Source organism: Alteromonas oceanisediminis, assembly GCF_018474025.1.
GTDB lineage: Bacteria > Pseudomonadota > Gammaproteobacteria > Enterobacterales > Alteromonadaceae > Alteromonas_E > Alteromonas_E oceanisediminis.
In genome coordinates, this window is sequence record NZ_JAHCTA010000002.1 from 323,008 (window position 1) to 334,631 (window position 11,624).

8 protein-coding genes are annotated in these 11,624 nt (G+C 44.2%); 7 read left to right on the forward strand and 1 reads right to left on the reverse strand.

Going from position 1 to position 11,624, the window contains the following annotated elements; all coding sequences use genetic code 11:
- The 7 genes from KIU71_RS04590 (at position 1) to KIU71_RS04620 (ending at position 10,491) form a co-directional block, all read left to right on the forward strand.
- On the forward strand, positions 1 to 1,509 hold the full coding sequence (locus KIU71_RS04590; protein WP_214130000.1) for a lipopolysaccharide biosynthesis protein: 1,509 nt from the start codon (positions 1 to 3) through the stop codon (positions 1,507 to 1,509).
- Between the two features lie 122 nt (positions 1,510 to 1,631).
- A complete protein-coding gene (locus KIU71_RS04595) occupies positions 1,632 to 2,939 on the forward strand; it encodes a hypothetical protein (RefSeq protein WP_214130001.1) in 1,308 nt (435 codons plus the stop codon).
- A gap of 60 nt (positions 2,940 to 2,999) precedes the next feature.
- On the forward strand, positions 3,000 to 3,890 hold the full coding sequence (locus KIU71_RS04600) for a sulfotransferase family protein (protein ID WP_214130002.1): 891 nt from the start codon (positions 3,000 to 3,002) through the stop codon (positions 3,888 to 3,890).
- A 375-nt stretch (positions 3,891 to 4,265) separates the two neighbouring features.
- Complete coding sequence (gene wecB, locus KIU71_RS04605; protein ID WP_214130003.1) at positions 4,266 to 5,384, forward strand: non-hydrolyzing UDP-N-acetylglucosamine 2-epimerase; 1,119 nt, start codon at positions 4,266 to 4,268, stop codon at positions 5,382 to 5,384.
- The gene (wecC, locus tag KIU71_RS04610; RefSeq protein WP_214130004.1) at positions 5,385 to 6,626 is read left to right on the forward strand and encodes a UDP-N-acetyl-D-mannosamine dehydrogenase; all 1,242 of its coding nucleotides are present in this window, start codon (positions 5,385 to 5,387) and stop codon (positions 6,624 to 6,626) included. It begins immediately after the preceding gene.
- A gap of 128 nt (positions 6,627 to 6,754) precedes the next feature.
- Positions 6,755 to 9,511, forward strand: coding sequence for an XrtA/PEP-CTERM system TPR-repeat protein PrsT (gene prsT / locus KIU71_RS04615; RefSeq protein ID WP_214130005.1), 2,757 nt, complete (start codon positions 6,755 to 6,757; stop codon positions 9,509 to 9,511).
- Positions 9,512 to 9,639: 128 nt separating this feature from the next.
- Positions 9,640 to 10,491 (forward strand): PEP-CTERM sorting domain-containing protein, encoded by an 852-nt coding sequence (locus KIU71_RS04620; protein WP_214130006.1) that lies wholly within the window; start codon positions 9,640 to 9,642, stop codon positions 10,489 to 10,491.
- Between the two features lie 73 nt (positions 10,492 to 10,564).
- On the opposite strand, the gene KIU71_RS04625 is transcribed toward KIU71_RS04620, so the two are convergent.
- Complete coding sequence (locus KIU71_RS04625) at positions 10,565 to 11,347, reverse strand: S1 family peptidase (RefSeq protein ID WP_214130007.1); 783 nt, start codon at positions 11,345 to 11,347, stop codon at positions 10,565 to 10,567.
- Positions 11,348 to 11,624: the final 277 nt, after the last annotated feature.

Here is an 11,624-nt window from a genome sequence, read left to right on the forward strand (position 1 = left end):
ATGGAGTTTAATCACTTACTGAGAGGGGCAAGCGTTAGAACCATCTTATTGATTGGTAACGTGGTTGTTGGTTTCTTTATGCTGCCGTACCTGATCCATAATTTGGGTTTAGAAGTGTACGGGTTGTGGCTTATTGTTGGTTCGGTGATTGGCTATTTCGGTATCATGGATTTTGGTTTGCTGGCGGCTGCACAGCGCTTTCTAAGCGCAGCTTACGCGAACAAACATCGACATGAAATTAATCGCGCACTGAATACCAGTATAATGGCGAATTGTTTGCTGGCGCTCTTTTTATTGACCATAGCCGCGGGCGTTTATGCCGCCAGCGGATGGTTTTTTGACGATAAAGAACTCAATCGGCTGTTCGATATTCTTATCTTGATTATGTCCGTCAAATTTGTGCTAACCATGCCGTTGGCAGCCTATAACGGCGTGGTCACCGCCTTTATCCGCCATGATTTAGCCGCCAAAGTCGAATTAGCCAAACTCGTTGGTCGCACAACCCTGTTTGTCGTCGCGATTGAAAACGGTTACGGCGTTATTGGTGTGGCGCTATCGATGCTGTTGACCGAGCTAATAGGCAGTCTAGCCATGATGTTTGTGGCAAAAAGACTTGATCATAACCTCACGATCAAGCCATCTGATTCATCACTGTCTGAGCTGAAATCGTTCTTTAATTACGGTAAATACAGCTTCATACTCAACATCGCCAACACGTTTCGGTTTCAAGTCGACAATTTAGTCATCGGCAAAATCATCGGGCTGGATGCGGTTTCCATTTATGCGGTTGCTGTGGCGTTAAACCGGTATAGGAACAATGCGTTTAATGCTGTGATTGGCATGTTTCAACCTACTTTCACAAAACTACAAGTTCAAGGTAGCGAAACATACTTAGGTGAAAAGATAAGGCAAACATTCCAAGCCGCTTTATTCTTGATTTCGTTGAGCAGCTTTGTTTTTTTGCTCGCTGGTGATTCACTGATTTTTTGGTGGGTGGGTGACCAATTTCAGCTCGCTTATTTCTGCTTGGTACTCTTTTCTTTGGGGAGTTTTGTTGGGATGTCGACTATGCCTCTGCAGACTTATTTAAATGCAGCAGCAATGCATAAGAAAAATGCACAGGTAACAGTTATCGAAGCGGCAATAAATGTGGGACTAAGCATTTTCCTCGGAAGTAAATTTGGGATCGCTGGCGTTGCCATGGGGACGGTTATTCCAGCGGTCTTGTTCAAACTTTTTTTCCTTATCCCATACACCACAAATCTGCTCAAGACAGATGCAAAGTATTACTATTCAAAAATTTTAATCGCAGTTTCATTAACTGCGGTTTGCTTTTACGTGTGGGAGCTTACTGGTTTTAATAAAACTAGAACTTTAAATATCGAAATTATCACCGTCTTCATTTCATTGTTCCTTATTTACGCTATCTCAGCTTTTTTCTTCATCTTTGATAGCAAATCAAGACGCTATCTGGCGAGTAAAATCAGAATGGTTATAGATAAAAGCTAATTTTCATTCATTAAATTGAAATTACTCGAGACAGGCTAGTGCCTTGGTTTACTTTGTTGCGTGGTAAATTAGGTATAGCCACGATACACTTAAAAAACTAGCGCAAAACTGACGGCTTGAGAATGAGCAAAATAAGAACCGTTACTAATACATTGAAGCTTTTATATTTGCTTGGTGTTGCTACATTCAACTCTAAAAAATCAGAATGTAGACCGTTGGGAAAGCATAGAAGGATCGCATTTTTCAGCGCTTTCCTTCCACCGTTTGAGTCTGGCGGCGTGCATCGACTAGTTCCTTTAATTAAGGCGATAGAGGAAAGTGATAATCAGTGTATTTATTATACTCGTAAGCATCCTCGCAGTGACCGCCTGACAGAATCTGAAAAGTTTATGCAGTCTACGCTGCCTGCAAACGCTGAGATTATTAGAACTGGAACCAGTCATTTTAAAACCATTAATGCAGTTATTCCTAAAGTAGATGGCGGTATACAATCAGCAGTAGCGGCTTACTATGAAGCGCTTTCTCATCAACCTGAAACAGATGTGGTGTTTGCTTCCGGACCGAGTTTTAATTACGTCGTAGCGGCATATCTGTACGCGGTCAAAGTCAACGCTCCCCTGATAATAGACTATCGAGATGAGTGGACTGATTGCCCATTTGCTTTTGTCACAAAAAGTCCTTTCTCGCGTAGATTAGAAAAAGCGATTGTGAACTACGCAACCAAGATAATCATGACAACTGAGGGAATGATAGCCAAGCACATTTCAAGTTTTAATCAGCCTAAAGAAAAGTATTCATTGGTTAGAAATGGTTGGGATGAGTCACTCGATGAATCAAACTCATCTGAAATCACAAAACATCCAACAATTTCCCTGCTCAAAGAACTCGGTAAATCAAAGAATGTACTTTTGTATGTCGGTGGTTTAGGTGTTGCCACTCCTCCTTTTGAATTTCTCGATTATCTCATTGAAAATGCAAAGGTTGAGACGCTGCAACAAACAGCAATAGTTTTTGTAGGTCATGTAGAAAAATCTTATCTCCCTCTGCTTGAAAATTACTCGACGAAAATCGAAATCATTGTGCAGCCTCAAGTACAAAAGAACGTTGCCATTGAGTCTTTAAAATATGCTGACTTCTTATTGCTTTTTACAAATAAAAATATGGAAAGATACTTGCCAGGAAAGCTGTTTGACTATCTAAAATCGGGCACACGAATCATAAATTTCGGATGTAAAGGAGCTGCAGCAAATATATTAAAGGAGCTTGATGCTGGGATTAATATTGATCCACTTTACCCTCAATGCTATGAAGATATTCTTCTCACTAAAGGCCAAAACTACAATAACTCTGCTCAAGATTGGTTGGAACAACACAAACGTGTAGTGCTTTCGAAAAAAATACTCAACCTCATTGAAAACTTAATGAATTGATACACATTGGATTATTGGGTGCACTAGACCCACTTTAACTGTATGTAAAGGAATCTCAGCATGGTGAAAAAAATTGCGCCAGTATTTATCGTCGGGTCGCAACGGTCTGGTACGACGATGCTAAGACTCATGTTAAATTCACATTCGGATTTACTTGTGCCATTCGAATTTGACTTTTTGTCGGTTGCAAAAACCTACTCCGACAAAATGTTGAACTCGAGTGAGCAAGTGGAAGCATTCAATGCTTTGAAAAACGAATATTATGCTAAAAAAGGTGGGGTTCTGGATGAAGTCAATTGGGAGAGCCGTGATGTTTCTCTAAGCTTTTCAGAACTTTTTTGTTCATCGATGGATGCCGCAGCCAAAATCAAGGGAAAGCAATATTGGGCAATAAAAACACCAGGCTACCATACCAAAATGGATCAATTGTGGCGACTCTTCCCTGACTGTAAAATAGTTCATATTGTTCGCGATGGCCGGGCAGTTGCTGCATCCCAGCAAAATATCTCGTGGGGAGATAAAGATATTATTCGAATCGCCAAGAATTGGTCGCACGATATTGAGATGGCTCACAGAATGGGAGCGATGATTCCAAATAACTACTTAGAAGTTCGCTATGAGACCTTAGTTAAAGATCCTGAAAAAACGTTGCTTTCAATATCCAGATTCTTAAGCCTTGATTACCAGAGCGGTATGCTAAATTATCACGAGTCGGCCAGTAAAGAAGTTCCCCAAGAAAGTTTAAAATGGCACAAAAATTCAGTGTCCAAACCCCAGGTGGAAAAAATCAATGAATGGAAATCAAAGTTGAAAGACTATGATATAAAAATTTTTCAAGATTACGCAAAATCCTCTTTAGAGCTTTTTGAGTATGAAATTTTAAAATACAAACCTAGCATTAAATTAAAATTGGTCAAAATTTACAAAATATTAAAAAGTAAGTTCGAGTAAACAGAAAATCTATTTAATAGTGAAGCTCCATAGTCAGAGTGAGTGGCAGTGTGAAGACGCGAAGTTAGTAAATTTCAGTTGATATAGTCGATTAAAATTTTTGGCTGCTCGCTAGTTTTCACTTAACTTTCGACACGTAAATCGTATTTAACTAACGAAAACGTTATTGGCACTAAGTTGATACGTCAATTGATACTCGTAGACTCAAGATTTGCTATCTCATTAACTTGATAGGAGAATATCTATTATTGCATTTGTAGAAGCTTGCAAGCATTATTTCAGATTATATTTTCGGGTAAATAGTGCGTAGATAAATTTAAGTTTGCTTATGAAAGCGCAACCATAACTGCCATTTAGATTAATTAGGAAGAAAAAGTGAAAAAAATACTTCTCGTTTTCGGCACGCGACCGGAAGCAATAAAAATGGCACCTTTGGTGTTGGAACTGAAAAAATCATCGCTCTTGGATGTGCGAGTTTGTGTCACGGCGCAGCATCGCGAAATGCTTGATCAAGTACTGAATTTGTTCGAGATCACGCCAGATTATGACTTAGATATTATGAAACCGGGTCAGGATTTGTACGATATTACGGCCAACGTGATGCTGAATATCAAACCGGTGTTGGCCGATTTTGCGCCGGATGTCGTGCTGGTACACGGTGATACAACCACTACCTTTGCGACATCGGTGGCTGCGTTTTACCAAAAGATTAAGGTCGGGCATGTTGAAGCTGGGCTACGCACAGGCGATCTTTACAGCCCGTGGCCGGAAGAAGCGAACAGAAAGCTCACTGGGGCGCTCACCAATTATCATTTTGCACCCACCGCAACGTCGGAAAAAGCATTGCTGCGTGAGAATGTCTCAGAGAAGGATATTGTTGTTACCGGGAATACTGTGATCGATGCATTATTGTGGGTAACCGCCAAGATTGATAGCGATGCATCGTTATCGCAGCAATTTGAAAAGCAGTTTGCGATGTTAGATCCGAACAAAAAGCTGATTTTGGTAACGGGGCATCGGCGGGAAAGCTTTGGCGGTGGATTTGAACGCATCTGTGAGTCGCTTAAAGTGTTGGCCGACCGAGATGACGTACAGGTGGTTTACCCGGTACACTTAAATCCGAATGTGCAAGAGCCTGTGAAGAGAATTTTGGGCGAGTCCAACAACGTGCACCTGATCGCCCCACAAGATTATTTACCCTTTGTTTACCTGATGTCGCGTGCGCACCTTATTTTAACCGACTCTGGCGGTATTCAAGAGGAGGCTCCGTCTTTGGGTAAACCGGTATTATGTATGCGCGATACTACCGAGCGCCCGGAAGCGGTGGATGCGGGTACGGTTAAGTTGGTTGGCACAGATACCGATCGTATCGTTTCGCTGGCCACAACACTACTTGATGATGAAGACGCTTATCAGGAAATGAGTTATTCTCATAACCCTTATGGTGATGGAAAAGCGTGCGAACGAATTCGACAATTTTTAGAGGAAGTATAAATGAGTAATGGATTTCAACGGGTCGCGGTGATCGGACTGGGTTATATCGGTCTACCGACTGCTGCAATCATTGCCTCTCGTGGTATTGAGGTTGTGGGTATCGACGTATCTGAGCATGCGGTCAATACTATCAATCAGGGCAAAATTCATATTGTTGAGCCAGACCTCGACATGGTTGTTCAGGCAGCGGTAACGACCGGTAAGTTGAAGGCGACGCTTGAAGCCGAGCCAGCCGATGTATTTATCATCGCGGTACCAACGCCGTTTAAAGAAGGCCACACGCCAGATTTATCCTATATCGAGGCCGCGTGTAAAACGATCGCGCCAGTGCTTGCCAAGGGTAACCTGGTGATCTTGGAGTCGACCTCGCCGGTGGGGGCGACGGAAAAAGTGGCTAACTGGTTAAGCGAGATGCGCCCCGATTTGACCAACCCGATTACTAACGTGAACGGTAGCGACCTGTATATTGCCCATTGCCCTGAGAGGGTATTGCCGGGGCGCGTGCTTGAAGAGCTAGTGTCAAATGACCGGATCATAGGTGGTATCAGCACGGCGTGTTCTGAAAAGGCATTGGCCCTGTACAAAACCTTTGTTCGCGGTGAGTGCTTGCTAACCAACGCGCGCACGGCGGAAATGGCTAAGCTTACAGAAAACGCGTTTCGTGATGTGAATATCGCATTTGCCAATGAGTTATCGATTATCTGTGACTCGCTTAAAATCAATGTGTGGGAACTGATTTCGCTGGCGAACCGTCATCCACGGGTGAATATTCTTAGCCCGGGCCCGGGTGTGGGCGGCCACTGTATTGCCGTTGACCCGTGGTTTATTGTCGACAGCGCGCCTGACGAAGCACGGATAATTCGCACTGCACGCGAAATCAATGACGGCAAACCCGAGTATGTCAAACGTCAGGTGAAAGCCGCAGCAGATGAATTTAAGCGCCCGGTTATTGGCTGCTTAGGTTTAGCATTTAAGGCCAATATTGATGATTTGCGTGAGAGCCCGGCACTGGCCATTACGCGTGACCTTGCGGCGCAGGGGGTGGGTGAAATTTTGGCCGTTGAACCGAATATTAAGCAGTTGCCTGCCAGCGTAACGGAAGACGTGAGCTTAGTGTCACTGTCGGAAGCCATGGAGCGTTGTAACGTGATTGTGGTGTTGGTTGATCATACCGAGTTTAAATCTATGCCCCTTGAAGTCATTAAGAATAAAGTGGTCATCGATACACGCGGCATTATTTAACATGTAGTCACTGACTACGTGTGAAAACCGAAAGGGCGCTTTAGTGGCGCCCTTTTTTGATATTTCTTTAAAACCAATAAATTTGCTATGCTCGCGCATAAGCCAATAGTGTGCCAAAGGACAAGGATATGAGAATTTTAGCAGCGACCGTTTTACTATCGATGGTTGTGTTAGGCGGGTGTGCCAAACAGAGTGTGGAAGAGCAGATTGCGACGGCCAAGACTCAATTAGCCAATGAGAAGTATGACGAAGCGACCATTACCCTAAAAAATGTTGTGGTGAACGACCCGAGTATCGGCGAAGCGCGCTTTATGTTGGGTCAGGCCTATTTTGGTGTCGGCGCAATGGATTTAGCGATTAAGGAGTTCGAAAAAGCAATTGAGCGCGGTGTGACTACACCCGAATTGATGTCGTTGCATTTACAAGCGCTGAAACAGCAGTACGAAATACAGCAACTGCTAGATTATCCGACTGAGAAATTCGAGCCACTGTCTGCCGAACTGGCCACGCAATATCAGGCCTATGTGGCTTTTGCGCAGTTAACGCAGAATGATATGGAAAGCGCCAAAACAGCAGTGAACGCAGCAGCCGACATTGCTAATGAATCGATTTATCGGCAGCTGGGTACGGCATATGTGGTGTTGAAAGAAACCGGAGAGTCGGTGGCCGCTGAATTGGTGGATGAACTGATTGCCATCGCACCGGATTTCGCCGATGCACATTTACTACGTGGGCAAATCGCGCTGTCTAGCAATGATTTACCCCAAGCAATTAGTAGCTTTGAAGCGTTCTTGGATATCTATCCACACAATCCGCAAGCCAAGCTAAGTTTGATTACGGCGCATTCGCGCAATGGGGATTTTGAAATCGCCAATACCCTAGCGACGGACTTAATGAAAGATTTTCCGAACAACCCCATGCTGAATCAGGTGAAAGGCGTGTGGTTTTTTGAAAACGAAGAGTATCAGCAAGCGAAGCAATCATTTGATAAAGCGATACAAGGTGGTTATGACAATGCTTACAACCGCGTGCTCGTTGGATTGAGCAGCTTACAGCTTCAACAAATTGAACAGGCGCACAAGCACTTTGTGAATGCGCAGAACAAAAGGCCGGATGACGCCACTATTCTGCGTTTGTTAGCCGTGACGCAATCCATGCTGGGGCGCAGTGCAGAAGCCACTGAAAGTTACCTCGCGTTAAGTGATCTCTCTGCCGAAGATGCGACATTTTTGGCATCTAACACCTATCAGTTGATCAATCAGGGTAACACCGCGCTTGCCAAGCGTTCACTTGATAAACTCACCGAAGTATCGGATAAGTCAGCCGTTCAGTTGACTCAACAGGGGATTCTGAAATTACGCTTGAATGAGGAAGGCGGTTTGCCTGACCTGAGAGAAGCACTCACGCTTGCGCCTGATATGGCTATTGCTGAGCAAGCGTTGATCACTGGCGAGTTGGCCGCGGGTGAAAACGACAAGGCTGTTGCATTAACAGAAGAAATGCTTGCAGCGGATTCGCCTGATGCGCAAATGCTTAATTTTGCGGGTGGGGTGTTTTCGCAGGTCGGGGATTTGGATAGAGCTAAAGCACTTTATGAGCAAGCACTCACGCTTGACGAGAATAACGTGCAAAGCCTTTTACTTTTATCCAAAGTCGCTCAGCGGCAGAATGATGAAAAGTTGATGACTGAGTTGCTTGACCGCGTGATCGCTATTGCGCCTGCGAATACCACAGCGCTGATGCAGCGTTATCGCTTGGCGTTAGAGAAAAGCGAAAAGGCGAGACAGCAGGTTCAAGATCGTGTCTTATCCGCACTTGATGACAATGATAATAATATTCCGCTACATATATTGGCTGCGTATACGCACGCGGTAGAGGGAGAATTCGCTAAAGTCGAAGCGGTATTGGCGCCAATCGATAGCACGCAGTCATTACCTGGTACGTATTATATGCTCTACGGCGATAGTCTCATTTATCAGGGGAAACGTGAAGCAGCGATACCGGTATTTAATCGCTGGTACGAAAAGGATAAAGGTAGCCTTACCGCTACTTTCAGACTGATCAACGCACTTGATGTGAATGAAAATTTCAAGCGTGCTGAAGAGTTGGCTAACAAGGCAGTTCAGCGACATCCAGAGGAGCCTTCGTTTAAGTTATTGTCAGCTTACTTCCAATTGAGACAGAATCAGGTAGCAAAAGCGATGTCGACACTATCTGCGTTGCCAGTGTCGTTCCGTGAAGCGCCTCTGGGCAAAGGAATTTCAGGCATTAGTCTGGCAAGCTCTGGTCAATTCGAACAAGCATTACCGCTATTAAAGGCATTTCATGAGGAATATGACAATCCATTGAGTACCGAAGTATTGGCGTTTACTTATCGCCAGTTGGGGCAGCCAGAGAAATCGCTGAATGTGCTTGAAAATCACTTGGAGCGCTTCCCGAATGATCAAAAAATCCTGACCATCCTTGCGTCATTGTCGGGGCAATCCGATCCTGAACAAGCTAAGGCGTTGTACGAGCGCCTAATTGATATGAACCAGAAAAATGTTTTTGCGTTGAATAATCTGGCGCAAATACTGGTTAAAGAAGAGGCGTATCAACAAGCTGCCAATTATGCGCAGTTAGCCTATGATTTAGTGCCGGACAATGCTGAAGTGGCTGATACCTTAGCCTATAGTCTAGCTAAGCAAGGGCGATTTGCTGAATCAATGCGCTTATACCGCGTGGCGAGCAATTTGCCCTCGTTTGGCGAAGAGCACCTATTAAATTATGCGGAGGCCGCCATACTAGCCGGTGAAAAAGAAACCGCAGCGAGTTTGTTAAAAGGGTTTAACTCTGACGATGCGAATCTGACGTCGCGAGCGTTGCAGTTGCGAGAAAAGGTTTAAGGGTGTCGATTTTTTTTACACTGCGTTTTAAGTGTTTTAAAAAACCTTTAAATTTCAATGATATAAAAGTTGGCACGCTAAATGTATTATCTTTTACGTAACCCAATTTTTTTAAACGGAGATTAACCATGAAAAAACTACTTATTGCAGGTGCAATCCTAACCGCAGCAAGTTCTGCTAGTGCTTCAGAAGTTGAGTGGAGCTTCCCTTTCGGTGATTCAGCTCAGCCAGTGCAAGAATTTATTTTTGCTTACAACTCACAGTCTATCGTAACTGACTCAGACGGTAACGGCGTTATCTCTAACGGTGACCAAATCATGTCTGTTGGTGGTTTCGGTACTGCTGGTTTTGATTCAATCGCGACGCCTTTGACAGGTCAAGGTTTCGATTCTTTCAACCAAAACAACATTGGTAGCTTCAACCCGAACATTCCGTTCCCCAGCGGTTATGCAAGCAACTACATTTTCACTTTCTCTTTCAATAACTTGATGGGTGAGTGGAACAATGGTGACTTCGCATATACTAGCGGCACAATTGATTTCGGTGTTTACACGTTTGGCGCATTCGGCGGTTTCGCTGCGAATACATTCAACAGCTTGTTTACTGTTGACGTAGCTAAAGGTGGCCCAGAAAACGTTGGTGGTCAGCAGAAGCAAATCTTCCGTGGCGATGTAACTGCTACAGCAAACGGCGCTGGTGCAAACTTCTCAATCACTGAAGGTCTAGACACTCAATCGCTAGCTGATTGGTTAGCAGAAGGTAAAGTTTACTTCAGAAGTAACCAAACAGTTGACGCTGGTATCGGTGGCGTTGCTCCTCCTTCAGCTGACTTGACGTTTGATACTGCTGGTGGCACTGCGCTTGTAGCAGCTAATCACACTGGTCGTTTCGCATTGAGCGTACCAGAGCCTTCAACGCTTGCTATCTTCGGTTTAAGCCTTCTAGGTTTTGCTGCAGCGGGCAGACGTCGTAAAGCTTAATCGCTAATTACGTTCTACAAAAAAGCCGAGACTTCAGTCTCGGCTTTTTTTTGTGTCAAAATTCTTAACACTACTAATTCACGGCGATGTTATTTTCTTTGGCAAGCATTTTTAGATGCCGTACGGGAATGGCATACGTTATCCCACTGGGTTTAGACAAAACGTTTTCTTTAGTTTCTTTAACAAAGACTTTGTTGATGATACCAAACACGTCGCCACTGCCGATTTCATACACCGGACTACCACTATTGCCGGGGTATGCCGTAGCGTCCAACTGATACACTAAAAAGCTGTTATCAACCCGTCTTAACACACGCGCGCTTAACGATTGTGAGGTAGCTTGTGGTACAAAATCAGGCGTAACTGCTGCAACGTATCCACGATGGGTTGCCGGATAGAGGCCTAACACAGCACCAATCGGAAAGCCGGTAAACGCCAGTGATGTGCCGTCGGGTAAGAGTTCGTCGCTCGCTAGCACAACGGGCGTGAGTTTTTTATCAATCTTAAGAATAGCTATGTCTTTGGCGGGCGCTATTGCCACAATAGTACCTTTCACGATTTCAGATACCGCGCCGCTACCTTCAAACACCACATGGTGTTGCACGATTTCGGGATCAAGGGGTTCACTGACGACGTGATAGTTGGTTGCGACATGAAACCCATCGCCAAACACAAAGCCCGTACCGAGTAATTGATTTCTAGGACTGGAAAGTGGGGAGAATAATCCCACACCGACCACCGATTGCTTAATGGTTGCCACCGTATCAACAAACGTTTTTTCTGACGATGCGGCGGGGTAGACTAGTGTATGCGAGAGTAAAATCGCACCTATCCATCGTTTAGCATGTTGTTTCAAAGCAGTTTCCTTATGAATGAGCGTTAAGCTTATGCGTTAGCATACCTGTAAAGCGGGTAAAAAAGACATGATGTTTCGTTTGTGCAAGACTTATTGATATAAATTAATATGCTCGCTAATCTGAACTCGGGATAAGACGATGTGCAAAGTTATGAATCTATTACCGATTCCCAATTTAGCTTTCCAATGTTGACCAAACGCTTGAGATAGAGGCTCTTACGTAATGTAATATCAAGGTTTAAGTCGCTGCTGGACGGAGTTGCTTGTTCCGAATTCA